The sequence below is a fragment of the Streptococcus azizii genome (genome assembly GCF_001984715.1).
Lineage (GTDB): Bacteria > Bacillota > Bacilli > Lactobacillales > Streptococcaceae > Streptococcus > Streptococcus azizii.
In genome coordinates this window covers 42,871-61,966 of sequence record NZ_MSPR01000007.1, presented here as the reverse complement: position 1 = coordinate 61,966, position 19,096 = coordinate 42,871, and the positions used below count along the sequence as shown (strand labels likewise).

Below are 19,096 nucleotides of genomic sequence, written 5' to 3'. Positions count from 1 at the left end.
TCAGATAGAGAATCGAGAAATCGGTTCTTTTTATTTTCCCCACCCTTCAAACATTTCACTCATACTCAAAAAAAATTGATCTCTGAATAGGCAAGGAAACCGAAGGTAGTGGATGAAGTATCCTTTTGATTTTTAAAGAGTATTAAAGGGGATTGCTTGATTCTGGACAAGTATCTGATGGTTTTGCTATTTTAAAAGTAAACACATATAAAAATGGTCTTGATATACTGTGTATATCAAAGGTTTGACTTATAGTCAAACCTTATAACTAATAGTCTATATGTAATTGAGCCTAACTCCTCTTGACGTTAGATATGGTTAGAGGAATGAACAGTGTCGACCGAAAGTGGAGCTAGTCATATTTTTCAGAATGAAAAAAGATTGCTGAGTATAGGCTGTGAGTCGGTTGTGAAAGAGAGGTGAGTAGTGATTTAATCAAATTAAGAGCATAAATGTTATAGTGGCAAAGTAAAAGGAGGACAAAAGGAAAGTAAGAATGAAATGTTAAGCATGTAAACTAGCAAGGGTGATGTTATTCTAAGGATTACAAGCCTTGCGACAATTAACGATATGATGTGAAAGGAGTACGGAAATGAAGTATAGTGATAGAGGAAAACGAAAGCCTCTTTTAAAAGATGAAAAAGTAGAACTCAGATATGGTTTGAAAAAGATTGGTACAAGGCTCGTTTCTTGTATCATTGGGGCTACAATTATTTTTGGAAGTATTATAAATGCACAGGCTGAATCAAGAGTTGAACCAGAGCATGCTACCCTTACTCGAAGTTCAGAGTCAGCTTCACCTATATCCGAGTGGAAGCCAGATAACTTTGAGGATGGTAGTGATGCGGTGGTGATTTCAGAGAGTGGTTACTCACAGATTGGTCCGCTTGGCTGGAGGGCTGCAATAGCTGATCCTTTCTATACCGAAGGAACAGCTAGCAAATTTGGCTGGTCTGCAAAACCTGGAGGAAATGCCAATTATGCAGACGAATTGATTCGTATCAAGGGAACCCTAAACGAGGATAAAACGAGCATACACTGGAAAGTAATTATTAAAGGTACCAATAGTGGTGAGTATAAGGGGGTCATGAGAGATTTTTATCGTCCTTATTACCTCATCGGTACCTCACGGGGGTTGGGGAAACCTGAGAATTGGAGGGTTTCCAATTCAACAACTACCTTAACTACCTATCCAAGTGACTTTGATAGCATGGAGACCAGATCAAGAAAAATTTATGCAGGTACTCCAAAAGAGGTGAGATTCCCAGATGGAACGACGCGTGAGTTTACTATTTTTGGAGAAAAAGGCTATCCTACGACAGAATGGGCAGGAGGTTACCGTCTCGGAGTCACTGGTCCAGACCGTGAAGCCAGTTCTCGGTATAATATTGAAAAATATATTTATTATTCCAAGTATTTTTTGGAAGATTTTATGCAGTCAGCAACCATACAGGATGCCACTCGTATCTACGAATTTGATACAAGGATACTACCCAATGAAGTTACCTATCTAGGAGCAGGTACGCCCAATGTCGCCAGTCAATTTGGTAACTATATGAAGTGGGGACAGGATTTCAGACAGGATGTAGACTTTACAGATAAGGTTTGGATAACGGTCGGTGCAACCTCCCGAGAAGCGACAGGAACTGCTGCTACGAAACCAAATGGCACAGGAATATATAATTTTAGTAAGATTGCTATTATTGATACTTCATATACGGATGCGGATAAGAATGACCCGCAAGGTCGTCCGCAGACAGTCACTGTTGGCGAAGCTCCAACCCCTGCTAACTCCCTAGATAGTGTTCCATCAGGCAGTCAGGTAAGCTATAAAACTCCAGTAGATACCAGCACCATTGGCGATAAGCCTGCAGTTGTTGTCGTGACCTACCCAGACGGCTCAACTGATGAAATCCCAGTCACAGTGACGGTTGTTGACCCCCGCAATGATGCGGATAGGAACGATCCGCAAGGTCGTCCGCAGACAGTCACTGTTGGCGAAGCTCCAACCCCCGCTAACTCCCTAGATAGTGTCCCAGTAGGAAGTCAAGTAAGCTATAAAACTCCAGTGGATACCAGCACCGTTGGTGACAAGCCTGCTATAGTTGTCGTGACCTATCCAGATGGCTCGACTGATGAAATCTCCGTCACAGTGACAGTTGTTGACCCACGCAACGATGCGGATAAGAATGACCCGCAAGGACAGAATCAAGAGGTGAATCTAGGTGATACTCCAGACGTAGCCCGTTCCCTCGTTCAAGTTCCAGCAGGCAGTCAAGTAAGCTATAAAACTCCAGTAGATACCAGCACCGTTGGTGACAAGCCTGCTATAGTTGTCGTGACCTACCCAGATGGCTCAACTGATGAACTCCCAGTCACAGTGACAGTTGTCGACCCCCGCAGTGATGCGGATAAGAACGACCCGCAAGGTCAAAATCAAGAGGTGAATCTAGGTGATACTCCAGAGGCTACTAACTCCCTTGTTCAAATTCCAGCAGGTAGCCAAGTAAGTTATAAGACTCCAGTGGATACCAGCACCGCTGGCGATAAGCCTGCAGTTGTTGTCGTGACCTACCCAGATGGCTCTAGTGATGAAATTCCCGTTACAGTGACAGTTGTTGACCCCCGCAGTGATGCGGATAAGAACGACCCGCAAGGTCGTCCGCAGACAGTCACTGTTGACGAAGTTCCGACTCCTGCGAACTCCCTAGATAGTGTTCCAGCAGGAAGTCAGGTCTCCTATAAGACTCCAGTGGATACTAGCACCGTTGGCGACAAGCCTGCAGTTGTTGTCGTGACCTACCTAGATGGCTCTAGTGATGAACTCCCTGTTACAGTGACAGTTGTTGACCCCCGCAGTGATGCGGATAAGAATGACCCACAAGGTCGTCCGCAGACAGTCACTGTTGGCGAAGCTCCCATCCCTGCGAACTCCCTAGATAGTGTTCCAGCAGGAAGTCAGGTCTCCTATAAGATTCCAGTAGATACCAGCGCTGTTGGCGACAAGCCTGCTATAGTTGTCGTGACCTACCCAGATGGCTCGACTGATGAACTCCCTGTTACAGTGACAGTTGTTGACCCACGTAGTGATGCGGATAGGAACGACCCGCAAGGTCGTCCGCAGACAGTCACTGTTGGCGAAGTTCCGACTCCTGCGAACTCCCTAGATAGTGTCCCATCAGGCAGTCAGGTCTCCTATAAGACCCCAGTCGATACCAGCACCGCTGGCGACAAGCCTGCAGTTGTTGTCGTGACCTACCCAGATGGCTCGATTGATGAAATCCCCGTCACAGTGACGGTTGTTGACCCCCGTAGTGATGCGGATAGGAATAACCCGCAAGGTCAGAATCAAGAAGTGAATCTAGGTGACACTCCAGACGCAGCCCGTTCCCTCGTTCAAGTTCCAGCAGGTAGTCAGGTAAGCTATAAAACTCCAGTAGATACTAGCACCGTTGGCGACAAGTCTACAGTTGTCGTTGTAACCTACCCAGATGGTTCAACTGATGAAATCTCTGTCACAGTGACAGTTGTTGACCCCCGCAGTGATGCGGATAAGAACAATCCGAAAGGACAAAATCAAGAGGTGAATCTAGGGGATACTCCAGAGGCTACCAACTCCCTCGTTCAAGTCCCAACAGGTAGTCAGGTCTCCTATAAGACCCCAGTAGATACCAGCGCCGTTGGCGACAAGCCTGCAGTTGTCATTGTGACCTACCCAGATGGCTCAACTGATGAAATTCCTGTCACAGTGACAGTTGTCGCCCCCCGCAGTGAAGCGGATAGGAACAATCCGCAAGGACAGAACCAAGAGGTGAATATTGGTGATACTCCAGACGCAGCCCGTTCCCTCGTTCAAGTTCCATCAGGAAGTCAGGTAAGCTATAAAACTCCAGTGGATACTAGCACCGCTGGCACTAAGGATACGATTGTTGTCGTAACCTATCCAGATGGCTCAACTGATGAAATTCCTGTCACGGTGACGGTCGTAGACCCACGTAGTGATGCGGATAAGAACAATCCGCAAGGACAGAACCAAGAGGTGAATCTAGGTGATACTCCAGATGTAGCCCGTTCCCTCGTTCAAGTTCCAGCAGGAAGTCAAGTAAGCTATAAAACTCCAGTGGATAGCAGCACTGTTGGCGACAAGCCTGCAGTTGTTGTCGTGACCTACCCAGATGGCTCGAGTGATGAACTTCCCGTCACAGTGACGGTTGTCGACCCCCGTAGTGATGCGGATAAGAATGACCCGCAAGGACAGAATCAAGAGGTGAATCTAGGGGATACTCCAGAGGCTACTAACTCCCTTGTTCAAGTTCCAGCAGGAAGTCAGGTAAGCTATAAAACTCCAGTGGATACTAGCACTGCTGGCACTAAGGATACGATTGTTGTTGTAACCTATCCAGATGGCTCAACTGATGAAATCCCAGTCACAGTGACAGTTGTCGACCCACGTAGTGATGCGGATAGGAATGAGCCACAAGGTCGTCCGCAGACAGTCACTGTTGGCGAAGCTCCCATCCCTGCGAACTCCCTAGATAGTGTCCCATCAGGCAGTCAGGTAAGCTATAAAACTCCAGTGGATACTAGCACCGTTGGCGACAAGCCTACAGTTGTTGTCGTGACCTACCCAGACGGCTCAACTGATGAAATCCCTGTCACAGTGACAGTTGTTGACCCCCGTAGTGATGCGGATAAGAACGACCCGCAAGGTCGTCCGCAGACAGTCACTGTTGGCGAAGCTCCCATCCCTGCGAACTCCCTAGATAGTGTCCCATCAGGCAGCCAAGTAAGTTATAAGACCCCAGTAGATACCAGCACCGTTGGCGACAAGCCTGCAGTTGTTGTCGTGACCTACCCAGATGGCTCAACTGATGAAATTCCCGTTACAGTAACGGTTGTCGACCCACGCAATGATGCGGATAGGAACAATCCGCAAGGACAAAATCAAGAGGTGAATCTAGGTGATACTCCAGACGCAGCCCGTTCCCTCGTTCAAGTTCCAGCAGGTAGTCAGGTAAGCTATAAAACTCCAGTAGATACTAGCACTGCTGGCACTAAGGATACGGTTGTTGTCGTGACCTACCCAGATGGCTCGAGTGATGAAATCCCAGTCACAGTGACGGTTGTTGACCCACGTAGTGATGCGGATAAGAATGACCCGCAAGGTCGTCCGCAGACAGTCACTGTTGGCGAAGTTCCGACTCCTGCGAACTCCTTAGATAGTGTCCCATCAGGCAGTCAGGTAAGCTATAAAATTCCAGTGGATACTAGCACCGTTGGCGACAAGCCTGCAGTTGTTGTCGTGACCTACCCAGATGGCTCAACTGATGAAATTCCCGTCACAGTGACAGTTGTCGACACCCGTAGCGATGCAGATAAGAACAATCCGCAAGGACAGAACCAAGAGGTAAATCTAGGTGATACTCCAGACGCAGCCCGTTCCCTCGTTCAAGTCCCATCAGGCAGTCAAGTAAGCTATAAAACTCCAGTAGATACCAGCACCGTTGGCACTAAGGATACGATTGTTGTTGTAACCTATCCAGATGGCTCAACTGATGAAATTCCTGTCACGGTGACGGTCGTAGACCCCCGTAGTGATGCGGATAAGAATGACCCGCAAGGACAGAATCAAGAGGTGAATCTAGGTGATACTCCAGACGTAGCCCGTTCCCTCGTTCAAGTCCCATCAGGCAGTCAGGTAAGCTATAAAACTCCAGTAGATACCAGCACCGTTGGTGACAAGTCTGCTATAGTTGTTGTAACCTACCCAGATGGCTCGACTGATGAAATCTCCGTCACAGTGACGGTTGTCGACCCCCGTAGTGATGCGGATAAGAACAATTCCCGAAACCAATCAAAAGTTGATGGATCAGGAGCATCTAATTCCCTTAATCAGATGCTAGGTAGGGTACGGAAATTACCACAAACAGGTACTCGACTGAGTCTATTGGGAGTAGTAGGAATATTGTTAGCTGGTATAGGTGTGTTTTTTGCTCTAGTAAAAAAAGCACGCGATACTATTCAAAAGCGAAGTAAAGGCTAATGTTAGATGAGAACAATGAGGGAGTGATTGCAAGGAAGCTCCCTTGTTGTTTTAATGGAGGAAGAAATGGAACAGCAAAAGTGCTTATACTCAAGGAAAATTGAAAATAGCCTAGCGCTCATCATTGAAAAATATGAAAGGTGGAGACATAAGAATAGTGAATCTATCCTCCTCGTAGGTAAAGAGAGAACTAGTATTCATCCAGTCAAGTTGATAACGACTCATGTTGATTTTCAAAGAGTATTATTTCTCTCACTGTGTGGGCTGATAACAACTACCTTCTTTCTAGGACAGCCTGTATCTGCACAAGAATACCCCCAGTTACCATTAACAGTGGAGACTGCAAGGCTGATTTCAGAAGGGAAAATACGTTTAGAGGATGGAAGGGTTGATTCTCTTTTATATAGAGGAAAAATACTATCTCCAGATAGTGATGACGACGGGGATGGACTCATAAATGCAGAGGAGATACATACCTATCTGAAAGACAATAAACAATACTATGCATATAACAGTCATCCATTACTTTATGATACAGATGGCGATGGCTTATCCGATAAAGACGATGACCAGCCCCTTGTGTGGAATGTCACCACAAGAGATATGACGATGTTTATGGAATTAGTATATCGAGAGGATGCTTACATCAATAAGGTGTTAGATGAACGGAGCGAATTGACGGAATTGTATGATAATCGATTGGAGTATTCCATGATGCATAATGAACTTTCGCATTTTTGGAAGGTTAGAGAGATTTATCACTTAGAGGAAGGGTTTGATGCAGTCTTATTTGAAACGAGCAGTCCTTATCCATATTTAGAAGATGGAGCAGTGCAGGTACTAGGAATAAGGGGAACAAAAGGGGCGCGAGATGTAGACGATGATCTATCTATCTTTGTAGGAGCAAACCCGGGACAAGCTGGTGTTTTGGAAAGACTGTTGCAACGATACGACGGGGATCCTAGTATTCATAATCTTTATGTTACGGGTCACTCCTTAGGTGGCTACTTAGCTCAACGTGGGTTGATTGAAGCAAGTAAAAGAGGATATACTTGGTATAAAAAGGCCTATACTTTTAATGCACCTAAAATTAAAGGGAACTTATTTAACAGCTGGTTAAATTCATTGGCTGAGGAAGGAAATGAGCTAATGAAGCAAGGGAAAGCGACGCATTATATCGTCGATAATGACAGAACCATCAGAATGGTAGGAACCTTTGAAGGGGCGATAAGTGTTGGCTCCTCGTCAAATGGCCACGGTTCTAGAACTTATTTTGAAGAGTTGATCAATCACCTACCAGAATTTTCAGTTGGAAGGCGAACAAGGATGCATGAAGTGGGCTATAAGGAAGCTGTGCTCACGGATTTGCATTTCAATGAAAGAGTGACGGATGGTCAGGTTTATGCAGATTTTATCGTGACTTCTGAGGAAATTATCGCAGGTACTACCGTTGATTTTACGGATAATATTAGTGGAGTACCAGATGATGCGTCAATAGAAGACATCACTGATTATACAACCATCGATTTAACGAAACCTGGAAACTATATTGGAAAAATCCGCCTCATGTTTTCCGATCAGAGTACAAGGGACGTTGATATTCCTCTTGTAGTGAGCGCACCTCCTCTTATGGAAGCCGAACAATACACTCCCAAAATACCTAGTGATAAAATGGAAGTCACCGATCCAACCGCTATCTCCCCAGAGGAAGAAGCCACTTTGATTGAATCCATGACTGAAATAAACAAAGGCTATCTCCCCGATAGTGTTCGCTACCAGATTAGACCCAAGGAAGGACTGGTTGTTATCTATGCGGATCAGTCAGAAGATAGCATTCCGCTGGAACAACTGTTGGTGCAGAAAAAGGAAGTCTCAGCTAGTTTAGGAGATACAGTAAAAACAGCTCTGTTGATTGAGGAGATTCCAACTATTCCACCTGAGAATATTGTAGCTAAAGAGGTATATCAAGGGGATTTCATCACGCTAGAAGAGACTATTCAAAACTTACCAGAAGATAGCATGATTGAAATAGTTGAAGCGGTCAGTAGTGAGCTAGTGGGGAATTTTAAAGCAAGGTTAAAAGTGACCTTTAAGAATAAGACCAGCCGTATCTTGACTATCCCAGTCACTGTAAAAGCACAATCAGAGAAAGGGCAGGGAGATGAAGAAACATCAAATCTAGCACCATCAGTAGAGCCAACGATAGACATGTTGGATAGTTCTACTGCTCATAATGAGGTAGAGGGAGACAATCAGGATATGGATGCAATCAAAGTATCCGCCAAGGAAGCTACTCCAACCCCAACAGATGAGCTGGAAAATCCCGCTGACAAAGGGACGAATCAGACAGAAGTAAGCCCCGTACCCTCTCCCACGACGCTTGATAAGGTTACGGAGAGAGATGTAAAGGACATTGATTTAGATGTTAGGGGAGTAACCAAGACGCAACCAGTAGGTGCATCCCTTCCTCATAAAGAGACACCGGGGAATAGTGCTGGTAGCGAACAAATCAAAGCTCCTGAAAAAGACCTTACTCCAATCCCCGCAGATGAACTGACCAATCCTATTGATGAAGAGAGCAATCGAACGGAAGTCAGATCGCCAGCAGCTTTTCCTGTAGTTTATCATGTTATAGAGATAGGCACGGAAAAGCAAGTTTCAAATGATTCAAAAAATACCCTCTTATTCCCAGATTACCCGCAAGATCAAGACCAGCTATCAGAGCGACAACTCCCTGCAACAGGAGAAAGTAGTAAGAAAGTAGGGCTACTTGCAGGAATGTTCGTCCTTGGTATCGTCTGTCTATCGTTTAGAAATCACTATCAATCATGATGTTCGGAAAGGAGTATATATGAAAGAACGACCGTCCATTGATTATTACAAAAGCAGAACATTTAGTTGTAAGCAGTGTCACCAGATAGTGACCACAATAGAGGGTGCTTTTGACAGGAGACTCTGCTTTTGTAGCACTCTCTGCTCGAGACGCTACTGGCGCCATCCGAGTAAGTATAAGAAAATAGACTGATACTCTTTAAAAATCAAAAGGATACGTTGTCGAGTCTCGGTGAGTAAATACGGTAAATACCACAAACTTTTTCTAGAAAAATCTTGACAAAATTGCTATATAGCAGTATAATAACATAGACTTTGAAATTGAGGGGAGTGAAAATAATGTCAAAAACAGTTGTACGCAAGAACGAATCACTTGATGATGCTCTTCGTCGTTTCAAACGTGCGGTTACCAAAGCTGGTACACTTCAAGAAACACGCAAACGCGAATTCTATGAAAAACCATCTGTAAAACGTAAACGCAAATCAGAAGCAGCTCGTAAGCGTAAAAAATTCTAACATTTGAAAAACAGCTGTCAAGCTGTTTTTTCTGTCTAGCTCATATTTAGATTAAGGAGTTTTTCATGAGTATTTTAGTAACAGGTGGCGCAGGCTATATCGGTAGTCATACCGTAGTCGAATTGTTAAAGCTAGGAAAAGAAGTAGTCATTGTTGATAATTTATCTAATGCAAGTTTATTGGTCTTAGATAGAATCAAGGAAATAACCGGGAAATCTCCAGCCTTCTATGAGTTGGACGTGGCAGATAAAGATGGCCTTCGTGCTGTGTTTGAAAAAGAAAAGATTGATGCCGCTATTCATTTTGCTGGCTACAAGGCAGTTGGTGAGTCTGTTGAAAAACCAGTGATGTATTATGAAAACAACATCATGACGACTCTATCCCTTGTGGAAGTCATGGCTGAATTTGGTGTGAAAAAAATTGTCTTTAGTTCTAGTGCGACTGTCTACGGGCTTCATAATCCTTCTCCTTTAGTAGAAACGATGCCTACGAGTGCGACCAATCCCTATGGCTATACCAAGGTCATGTTGGAGCAGATTCTCCGAGATGTTGAAGTAGCAGATGCTGAATGGAGTATCGCCCTTCTTCGCTATTTCAATCCGATTGGGGCCCACGAATCTGGTTTAATCGGCGAGGACCCTTCAGGGATTCCGAATAATCTAATGCCGTTTATTGCTCAGGTAGCCGTTGGTAAACGTCCCGAATTGAGTGTATTTGGCAATGACTATGATACAGTAGACGGAACAGGCGTTCGTGATTATATCCATGTAGTTGATTTGGCCCTTGGTCATATCAGAGCTTTGGAGAAACTTGCAGATGGTTCAGGAGTCTACACCTATAACCTAGGGTCAGGACAAGGAACCAGTGTACTAGAGTTAATACACACCTTTGAAAAAGTTAATGGGGTTCCGATACCATATAAGATTGTGGATCGTCGTCCTGGCGATGTGGCAACCTGTTTTGCGAATGCGGACAAGGCGCTTACTGAGCTTAACTGGAAAACAGAAAAAACTATTGAAGATATGTGCCGAGATACATGGAATTGGCAATCAAAGAACCCGAATGGGTATGCAAAATAAGAGGTTAGAGGGAAGTTGGAAGAATCCAACTTCTTTTTCGCACGGAGCTTAGGGGCGTGTTCATTTAAGATGTGAAGCCGTTAAAAAACCGAATGAAAAATAGGAGGCTGCCGCAGTGTTCGATGAACACAAGAAAGCCTATCTTTTTTCCAAGGTTTTAGGCTGAACTCAATTACACAAGATATGAGGACGTTAAAAGGTCTAAGTGAAAATAGGAATTCTGACGAGTGAAAAGCTCCAGTGGAGGTTTTCAACCTACCACCTTTCACAATTCTTAATTGTGAAAGCTAGTCTACTGTTGATTTTTATTGAGTATAAAGGCAAACGAAACGACTACACAAAAAAAGACCGAGGAAACTTCCAAATTGGATTGTTTCTTCAGTCTTAAGACAAGTCCACTTGCCTGCTGCCTTATGATTTGTTTTTTAATAAATCGCGAATCTCAGCCAATAATTCTTCCTGACTTGGACCAGCAGGAGCCTCTTCAGTAGCTTCTACCTCTTTTTTCTTAAGGTTCTGTGCTTTTTCCATTGCCTTTACGATAAAGAAGAGAACTGTCCCTACAATCACAAAGTTGATGATAGCACTCAAGAAGTTACCATAGGCAACACCGTTCCAGCGAAGCTCAGCAATCTTTTCTGCGCCAGCAGCTTTCAAGGCAGGCGTCAAGAAGAGGGGAGTGATGACATCTTGCACGAGTGATTGGACAATAGCACCGAAGGCACCAGCAATGATGACACCGACTGCCATGTCAACAACGTTACCGCGAAGCAAAAATGCTTTTAAATCTTTTAACATATCCTAAATATGTCCTTTCATAAAAAATAATTATTCTTATTATATGCTGAAAAGATTTTTTTTACAAGTATCCTAGCTTAGAAATTTTACAATTTTACATTTTTAGTATAAAATAGAACATGTTATAATAGCTGATATTCTGCATTGAAAGGAGGTGCCACATGATTTCAAAAGAAAAAATCAATGAGATTAAGCAGGCAGTCAACATTGTCGATGTGATTGGTGAAGTCATCTCTCTAACCAAGGCAGGACGTAATTTTTTAGGCCTCTGTCCTTTTCATGGGGAAAAAACTCCGTCTTTTAACGTAGTTGAAGACAAACAGTTTTTCCATTGCTTTGGTTGTGGGAAGTCGGGGGATGTGTTTAAATTTATTGAAGAATACCGTGGCATCTCTTTTACAGATAGTGTTCAGATAGTAGCTGAGAAGGCAGGCATCCAGTTAGAGCAGCAAAGAGTAGCAGCACAAGCCTCTAGGGTTCATCCCCACCAGATTCTCTTTGACATTCATACGGAAGCTGGAAAATTTTACCATGCCCTCTTGATGACAACTAAAATGGGCGAAGAAGCTCGAAATTACTTGTATCATCGTGGCTTGACAGATGAGGTGATTAAGCATTTTCAAATTGGCCTAGCTCCACAGGAGCAAAATTACCTCTATCGGCACTTATCTACTAAGTTTGAGGAACAGGATCTACTTGCCTCAGGGCTATTTAACCCTGCGGATAATAACCTAATCTACGATGCCTTTCAGGCACGAATCATGTTTCCTTTGACGGATGAGCATGGGCGGATCGTGGCCTTTTCTGGTCGTATTTGGTTGCAGCGTGATAGTGACAATAAACAGCTGGCCAAGTACAAGAATAGCAGAAGCACTGCGATTTTTAATAAAAGTTATGAGCTCTACCATTTAGATCAAGCCAAGGCAACTATGAAAAAGAGTCGTGAAGTCTATCTCATGGAAGGTTTTATGGATGTTATTGCGGCTCATCGTGTTGGTATTGATAATGCGGTTGCCTCAATGGGGACAGCATTGACTGGAGAACATGTCAAGCATCTAGCAAAATTTTGTAAGAAGGTAATCTTGACCTACGATGGAGATGCGGCGGGACAGGCAGCGACAGCAAAAGCCTTGGATGAATTGCAGGGCTTTCAAGTAGAGATTGTCAGTCTGCCAGATAACTTAGATCCAGATGAATTTTTAGCAAGGCATTCCAAGGAAAAGCTCTATCAGGTCTTGACCAGTAATCGGATTAGTGATGTAGAATTTTTGATTCAGTATCTAAAGCCTGCCAACCTTGATAATTTACAGATGCAAATTGATTTTGTTGATCAAATTGCACCGATTATTGCTAAAAACAAGTCTATCACTGCTCAAAATTCTTATATTTATAAGGTGGCAGATTTACTGCCGGACTTTGATTATGGTCAAGTAGAGGCAGCGGTCAATCATCTGCGTTTGCATGAACGAGCACAGCGTAGCCATGTCGCACAAGGTCAAAAGGAGATGTGGCGACAGCCGGTGATTGAATTACCGCAAAAATCGCGCTTATCACGTTTGATTCGGACAGAAAACCACTTGCTCAATCGGATGATAACCCACCCTTATATCCTGAATGATTACCGATTGAAAGCGGACTTTTTCTTTCTCACACCAGAATTGCAGGTCTTGTTTGACCTATTAAAGGAGCATGGGGAAGTAACGGCGTATGATTTGGCCCAGCAGACAGACGAGGTGCAGCGGGCTTGGTATCAGGTCTTGGAAGAAAAATTGCCCGAGGAGGTAGGTGATAGCGAGCTAGAAGAGCTAGAGAGACGGCGACAGCAGGAACAGCTGAAGCGAGAAAATCAGCAAAAATCACGTGTCATTCGGGAACAAGTTCACAATGGGAATACCGAAGCGGCATTGGATGAATTGGCACAACTCATTGCACACAAAAGAAACATGGAGTAACTATGGTAGCAAAAAAAGATAAAAAACAAGAAGTGACTACTTTTGATGTCCAAGTTGCGGATTTTATTCGTAACCATAAAAAAGAAGGGGCTGCAACAGATGATGCAATCAACGATCAATTAGTCATTCCGTTTACCCTTGATGCAGATGGTATTGACGACCTCTTGCAACGGATTCAAGATGCAGGGATTGCCATTGTCGATAAAGAGGGTAATCCAAGCGCACGTGTCTTGCAAGTAGAAGAAGAACCTGAATTGACGGATGAAGAGTTGCTTGGTAGTAATTCAGCCAAGGTCAATGACCCTGTGCGGATGTACTTGAAAGAGATTGGAGTTGTGCCTCTCTTGACCAATGAAGAAGAGCAAGAATTGGCCCTTGCGGTAGAAGCTGGTGATCCAGAAGCGAAGCAACGGCTTGCGGAAGCCAATCTTCGTTTGGTTGTTTCGATTGCAAAGCGCTATGTCGGTCGAGGCATGCAGTTTTTGGATTTGATCCAAGAAGGAAATATGGGATTGATGAAGGCTGTTGACAAGTTTGATTATTCCAAAGGGTTCAAGTTTTCAACCTATGCGACATGGTGGATTCGCCAAGCTATCACCCGTGCAATCGCCGATCAGGCTCGTACTATCCGGATTCCGGTTCACATGGTCGAAACAATCAATAAATTGGTTCGCGAACAGCGTAATTTGCTCCAGGAGTTAGGTCAGGATCCAACGCCAGAGCAGATTGCTGAACGCATGGATATGACACCAGACAAGGTTCGTGAAATTTTGAAGATTGCTCAGGAGCCTGTTTCTCTCGAAACACCAATCGGGGAAGAAGATGACAGTCACCTAGGTGACTTTATCGAGGATGAAGTGATTGAAAATCCAGTGGATTATACCACACGGGTTGTCTTACGTGAACAACTAGATGAGGTGCTAGACACCCTAACAGACCGTGAGGAAAATGTCCTTAGACTCCGGTTTGGACTTGATGATGGGAAAATGCGAACCCTAGAAGATGTTGGGAAAGTCTTTAATGTTACCCGCGAACGCATCCGTCAAATCGAAGCCAAAGCCCTTCGCAAGCTCCGCCACCCAAGCAGAAGCAAACCCTTGCGCGACTTTATTGAGGATTAAAACGGTTCAGTGAACCGTTTTAACGCTCGCATGAAAATAGGAAAGCGAGCAGGGTTCAGGGAACCGTTTTAACGCTCGCATGAAAATAGGAAAGCGAGCCAGGTTCGGGGAACCGTTTTAACGCTCGCATGAAAATAGGAAAGCGAGCCAGGTTCGGGGAACCGTTTTAACGCTCGCATGAAAATAGGAAAGCGAGCCAGGTTCAGCGAACCGTTTTAAGGCTCGCATGAAAATGGGAAAGCGACCAGGTTCAGTGAACTGTTTTAACGCTCGCTTGCAAATAAGAAAGTGGGCAAGGTTCAGTGAACTGTTTTAACGCTCGCATGAAAATAGGAAAGCGAGCCAGGTTCAGCGAACCGTTTTAACGCCCCGCAAGCAACGAGACAGAGGCTAGCTTGGGGAGCTCTTTGAACATTCATAAGAGAGAAATAGGTAGTCAGTTGCTAGCACCTGTAAATCGTAAACTAGGTGGTATCAGCACACGCTTTGATTTGAAAGCGAGCTAATGAGTCGGCCTTTTTTATACAGGAATAACCTTGTATCACACCAAAGTAGTAGGAGACAGATGTCAATGGCTTATACAGAAGAACAAGTAAATGAAATTCAGGAACGGATTTTCCATGCCTTGGAGGAAGTCATTGATCCTGAATTAGGAATTGATATTATCAATCTTGGATTGATTTATGAAATTCGTTTTCTAGATGGAAAAACAGAAATTGATATGACCTTAACGACCATGGGATGCCCTTTAGCTGATTTGATTACTGATCAAATCCATGATGTATTGGCTACGATTCCAGAAGTGACAGAAGTAGATGTTCGTCTGGTTTGGTCGCCAGCCTGGACCGTACAAAAAATGAGTCGCTATGCGCGCATAGCCCTAGGTATTAAGTAAAAAAACTTCGTTAGATAGTTGTTCTAACGAAGTTTTTTGGTAGACTGATACAAATTTAGCTGATTACAGCTGAGATTGAAACAGTTCAGTGAACTGTTTCAACTGGTCACCCAAAAATCAGAAAGTGACCATAGCAGAACGGTGAACTGTTTCAACTGGTCACCCAAAAATCAGAAAGTGACCATAGCAGAACGGTGAACTGTTTCAACTGGTCACCTAGAAACACGAAAGTGACCATAGCAGAACGGTGAACTGTTTCAACTGGTCACCTAGAAACACGAAAGTGACCACAGAAGTTTGAGCCAAGAAGCAGGAAAGCTAGGAAATGAGCTGAAAACCTCCACTGGAGCTTTTCACTTGTCAGAATTCCTATTTTCGCTTAGAGTTTTTCACGGGCTTTGTATCTTATGTAACTGAGTTCGGACTAAAAATGTGAGAAAAAAGATGAATCGGCTTGCTGACCTGAGTCACCTGCTCCGATTCCCTATTTTTCTTTACATTTTCTTAACGTCCTCACATCTTAATTGAACACGCCCTAAACTCTGTGCGAAAAAGATAGGCAGCTGTTTCAGCTTTAGCTGATTACAGCTGAGAATCCCTTTGGGATAAATACTCCTAGCTTCAAAGGTATGGTATACCTTTGAAGGCGGGAAAGAGGAGTTTGCTTTGGTAACCTCTCAGCTACCTTTATGAAATATGCCGAAAACCTCCACTGGAGCTTTTCACTCGTCATATTTCCTATTTTCGCTTTGAGTTTTTTACGGGCTTTGTATCTTTTCTTATTTTCTAGGCTCTTATTTGATAAATTGCTGTAGCCACTGTCCACCATAAATCCAAAAGAAGCTGTAAGCAACGATGGAAACTGGGCGACATAAAAGGATAATGGTTGTGAATTTGCGGTAACTCATGCTGGTCAATCCAGTAATCATGACCACAATATCAGCAGGGGAGACAGGCGACAGCATGCAGAGGATAAAGAAAATTTCATAGCTTTTTTTATTGTCAATCTTACTCTCGTACTTGTAGAAAGTTTCTTCCGTCATAAAGAGGAGACAGAAGGCCTTTCCATATTTTCGTGCCAACCAAAAGAGGATGATACTCCCGATTGAGATTCCAACATAGTTGACGACAAAGCCCCACCAATGCCCAAAAACGAGAAAGCCAACAACGGTCGTCACACCTCCAGGGATAATGGGAAAGACCACTTGAATAATCTGGATGAATAGATAAGTCAAGCTACCGAATGCTCCATGGCTTTTAATCGTATCGGCAAAGACATTTTGATCGTTTAAAATGCCAATCTTATAGAGCCAGAAAACGAGAAAGACGCTGGCAATGAGCGTGAGAATACTGAGTACTTGAAAGGTTTTTTGCCAAAATTTATACATATCATTATTTTACCATAAAACAATCCAATTCTGAAATTAGAAAACAAAAATCTATTGCTATTTTTTTTCTAATTTGATATACTGATACGGTACTACAATGAGGGGTCGTTACGGATTCGACAGGCATTATGAGGCTTGTTCTGCAACCCATCTAGCGGATGTAAAACGCCAGTTAAATATAACTGCAAAAAATACAAATTCTTACGCATTAGCAGCTTAATAACCTGCCTGCGTGACTAGTAGCAGATTGCTTGTGTTTGCTATTTGGTCTTAATTGAGCAAGCTACGTTAGAATTGTGTCAGTAAATTCTAAAAGAGATGTACTGAATCGCTTGTATAGGACTTGAGTTATGTGTCGTATATCAGTTAAATTAAGACATAACCTATGGTTGTAGACGAATAAGTTAGCAGATGTTTGGACGTGGGTTCGACTCCCACCGGCTCCATATTTGTCAAGAGGACAAATTTATGATATAATGGACGGTAGTTCAGATGGAAGATTACTCAAGAGGCTTAAGAGGCCGTGTTGGAAACGCGGTAGGCGTGTAACAGCGTGCGTGGGTTCGAATCCCATGTCTTCCGTTAGGAAAAACTCCCACGAGGAGTTTTTTTGTATATGAAGCTATCATGTAGGAGTCGTTTTATCTTGTCACTGAGATGATAGAGACTTTTAGTACTAGCTCCTAGTCTGTTGGAGATGAAACGAGGTAACTCATGTCAATGACTGTTGAAGGTTGGAAATAAGGGAAGGGAGTTTCAAATTACCACTTTTTTAATGAAAGGTGGCAGGCTGGAAACCTCCACTGGCGCGTTTCAATCGTCGAAGTAATAAAAGGCAAACCAAATGGTGATACTAACAATACACGAACGAAGAGGTGATATATGCAGGAAGAAATGCTTCATCAGTTAGCAAAGGCTGAACTACATTGCCATTTAGATGGCTCCTTATCCTTGAATACCATTCGACAGTTGGCTGAGATGGCTCACATATCCCTCCCCAATCGTGATGAGGATTTGCGCAATCTGATTACAGCACCTACTCGGACAAAGTCTCTATTGGACTATCTGACAGTGTTTGATTTTATCCGCCCCTTGTTGCAGACCAAGGAGGCACTCAGATTTGCGGCCTATGATGTAGTCGCTCAGGCAGCGAGGGAAAATGTTTTGTATATGGAAATCCGCTTTGCTCCAGAATTGTCTACAGATCAAGGTCTTACGGCGCTTGAGACAGTGGAAGCAGTCCTAGAAGGAATCCAGCAGGCAGAAGCGGAGTTTGGTACGCTTGCTAAGGTGCTGGTTTGTGGCTTGAAGCAAAGTGATCCCGAACAAACGCAGGCCATTTTTCAAGAAGTTGTCAGTCTAGCTCATAAGGGCTTGGTTGGATTTGATTTTGCAGGAAATGAAGCTGATTATCCGACAAAGCTACTAACAAAGGCTATCGAAGAAACACAGAGTCTGGGCTTGCCGATGACCTTCCACGCAGGAGAATGTGGTTGTGTTGCTAATGTAGCCCATGCTGTGCAGTTAGGAATCTCGCGTATCGGTCACGGAACAGCTCTTTTGAAGGACCACGAGGTGATCGAAGATGTTATAAAAGCAGGTGCAACGGTTGAGATGTGTCTGACCAGTAATCTACAGACGGGTGCTGCTTCAAGTTTGGCAGATTTCCCCTATCAAGTTCTCTATGATTTAGGAGCTAATATCACTATCAATACGGATAACCGTACAGTATCAGATACGACTCTGACCAAGGAATACAGCTTGTTTGCCCAATATTTTGGAACCAGTAAGGAAGATTTCTATCGCTTCAACCAGAATGCTATACGAGCTAGTTTTTCAACAGAAGCAGAAAAAGAAAAGCTGTTGAAGCAGTTGGAAATAGCCTATCACAAATGACCTAAGCCAGGAGTATTGCTACTCTTGGTTTTTTATATTCTCCAATGAGTCTATAGCTATGGTGTACTGGGCTTGCCTTCATCTTAGCGCTTGCGGTGATGAGGGTAAGTTTGCTTTGCTGGATTCTATAGACATCGAAATCTGAATAGGCAACGAAGGCAAGGGTAAAACTCTGTTCCAGCTTGTCTGACGAGATAGAAACTAGGAAGCGAAGCTAGTCAGGGGATTGCAACAGTTCGGTGAACTGTTGCAACTGGTCACCTAGAAACTAGAGAGTGACCATGAAGTTCGGTGAACTGTTGCAACTGGTCACCCAAAAAGAAGAAAGTGACCACATAAGCCCGAACCTAAAACTTATACAGCGAGGTTAGCATTTGCGGATTCATCTGTTCTGATTCCTTATTTTTCTTTACATTTTCTTAACGTCCTCACATCTTAAATAAACTCGAGCTACAACTCACTGAAAAAAGTCCAATCTCATTGGTTGCAAGACCACCCACTTCGATTGTCTATTTTTTCTAAGAGTTGCTTCAACAGTCTAGGGATAGCCTGTTGAAGGTTGGAAATAAAATGAGT

The 19,096-nt window shown here is 43.7% G+C and carries 10 protein-coding genes, 1 tRNA gene and 1 other RNA gene; 10 read left to right on the top strand and 2 right to left on the bottom strand.

Features of this window, described 5'->3' with window-relative positions:
* Nucleotides 1–592: 592 nt before the first annotated feature.
* From BVE84_RS10715 to galE, 4 genes are all read left to right on the top strand, one after another.
* A complete protein-coding gene (locus BVE84_RS10715; RefSeq protein WP_076995919.1) occupies nucleotides 593–6,043 on the top strand; it encodes a Rib/alpha-like domain-containing protein in 5,451 nt (1,816 codons plus the stop codon).
* A 66-nt stretch (nucleotides 6,044–6,109) separates the two neighbouring features.
* A complete protein-coding gene (locus BVE84_RS04745) occupies nucleotides 6,110–8,875 on the top strand; it encodes a Rib/alpha-like domain-containing protein (RefSeq protein ID WP_158072001.1) in 2,766 nt (921 codons plus the stop codon).
* Between the two features lie 339 nt (nucleotides 8,876–9,214).
* Nucleotides 9,215–9,391 (top strand): 30S ribosomal protein S21, encoded by a 177-nt coding sequence (gene rpsU / locus BVE84_RS04740; protein ID WP_000048054.1) that lies wholly within the window; start codon nucleotides 9,215–9,217, stop codon nucleotides 9,389–9,391.
* Nucleotides 9,392–9,456: 65 nt separating this feature from the next.
* On the top strand, nucleotides 9,457–10,470 hold the full coding sequence (gene galE, locus BVE84_RS04735; protein ID WP_076995917.1) for a UDP-glucose 4-epimerase GalE: 1,014 nt from the start codon (nucleotides 9,457–9,459) through the stop codon (nucleotides 10,468–10,470).
* Between the two features lie 411 nt (nucleotides 10,471–10,881).
* Here galE and mscL read toward each other — a convergent pair whose 3' ends face one another.
* Nucleotides 10,882–11,268, bottom strand: coding sequence for a large conductance mechanosensitive channel protein MscL (gene mscL / locus BVE84_RS04730; protein WP_076995916.1), 387 nt, complete (start codon nucleotides 11,266–11,268; stop codon nucleotides 10,882–10,884).
* Between the two features lie 161 nt (nucleotides 11,269–11,429).
* Between mscL and dnaG the strand changes: the two genes are divergently transcribed.
* From dnaG to BVE84_RS04715, 3 genes are all read left to right on the top strand, one after another.
* A complete protein-coding gene (dnaG, locus tag BVE84_RS04725; protein ID WP_076995915.1) occupies nucleotides 11,430–13,220 on the top strand; it encodes a DNA primase in 1,791 nt (596 codons plus the stop codon).
* A 2-nt stretch (nucleotides 13,221–13,222) separates the two neighbouring features.
* Nucleotides 13,223–14,341 (top strand): RNA polymerase sigma factor RpoD, encoded by a 1,119-nt coding sequence (rpoD, locus tag BVE84_RS04720; RefSeq protein ID WP_076995914.1) that lies wholly within the window; start codon nucleotides 13,223–13,225, stop codon nucleotides 14,339–14,341.
* 571 nt (nucleotides 14,342–14,912) lie between these two features.
* Nucleotides 14,913–15,236, top strand: coding sequence for a metal-sulfur cluster assembly factor (locus BVE84_RS04715; protein WP_076995913.1), 324 nt, complete (start codon nucleotides 14,913–14,915; stop codon nucleotides 15,234–15,236).
* A 794-nt stretch (nucleotides 15,237–16,030) separates the two neighbouring features.
* Here the strand turns inward: BVE84_RS04715 and BVE84_RS04710 are convergent.
* Complete coding sequence (locus BVE84_RS04710) at nucleotides 16,031–16,624, bottom strand: TVP38/TMEM64 family protein (protein WP_076995912.1); 594 nt, start codon at nucleotides 16,622–16,624, stop codon at nucleotides 16,031–16,033.
* A 101-nt stretch (nucleotides 16,625–16,725) separates the two neighbouring features.
* On the opposite strand from BVE84_RS04710, the gene ssrA reads away from it, so the two are divergent.
* From ssrA to add, 3 genes are all read left to right on the top strand, one after another.
* Nucleotides 16,726–17,073: a transfer-messenger RNA gene (ssrA, locus tag BVE84_RS04705) on the top strand.
* A 45-nt stretch (nucleotides 17,074–17,118) separates the two neighbouring features.
* Nucleotides 17,119–17,206: transfer RNA gene (locus BVE84_RS04700), tRNA-Ser, on the top strand.
* A gap of 300 nt (nucleotides 17,207–17,506) precedes the next feature.
* Entirely contained in the window at nucleotides 17,507–18,520 is a 1,014-nt protein-coding gene (add, locus tag BVE84_RS04695; RefSeq protein ID WP_076995911.1) for an adenosine deaminase, read from the top strand.
* Nucleotides 18,521–19,096: the final 576 nt, after the last annotated feature.